Origin of the sequence: Tsukamurella sputi (genome assembly GCF_007858445.1) — a bacterium.
Taxonomy (GTDB): Bacteria; Actinomycetota; Actinomycetes; order Mycobacteriales; family Mycobacteriaceae; genus Tsukamurella; species Tsukamurella sputi.
In genome coordinates this window covers 1-607 of the sequence record NZ_VIGV01000111.1, presented here as the reverse complement: position 1 = coordinate 607, position 607 = coordinate 1, and the positions used below count along the sequence as shown (strand labels likewise).

At 42.3% G+C, this 607-nt stretch carries 2 protein-coding genes; both read right to left on the bottom strand.

Features of this window, described 5'->3' with window-relative positions; all coding sequences use genetic code 11:
• The coding region (locus FK268_RS26015; RefSeq protein WP_146437840.1) for a hypothetical protein at positions 1-314 on the bottom strand (314 nt) is incomplete at its 3' end.
• 112 nt (positions 315-426) lie between these two features.
• A partial coding sequence (locus tag FK268_RS26010) for a tRNA modifying enzyme MnmG family protein (RefSeq protein WP_205124539.1) occupies positions 427-607 on the bottom strand: 181 nt, incomplete at its 5' end.

The window sequence follows — 607 nt, the reverse complement described above, 5'->3', positions numbered from 1 at the left end:
AATGGAATAAGCCATTCGGGAGTGATTGCATTGATATGAGGAAGCTTCTCCTGCGTTTGATAATAGGCGATATCATTCTGGAAGGCTTCAGTAATATGGCCCTCTAAGTTATCGACCGGATATTTGAGGAGATAGAGCCACACTTGAGCCTGTTGTACTAGCTTAGATTCCACGCCGCTATCAATCTTTTCCCCTTTGAGCCAAGCGAGTAGCTCTCCCTTCTTTTGAGTTAAAGCATAATCATAGAGCGTAAAGCCATAATGATCTTTAAAGTGAAGTAAAGGATCACTTTGGTAATGTAAGAGCGAGGTCACTTTAGAGTCTTGAGTCTGCTGTAAGATTGACTCAAGATTATTTGCAGAGCCTAACGATAGTGCAAGTAGTGATGATAACGCGACTCTTAGTATGGCTTTACGCATAATGCTATTAATCCTTTTCTCGGTTTTTAACTGGGAGTTTCCCTTTTCTTAAGTGAACGAGTATCAATGAGATGGCTGCTGGTGTTACACCCTGAATGCGAGAGGCTTGGCCTAATGTTTCAGGTTGTGCTTGATTGAGCCGTTCCTGAATCTCGATAGAGAGACCTTCCACTTGGCTGTAATCTACA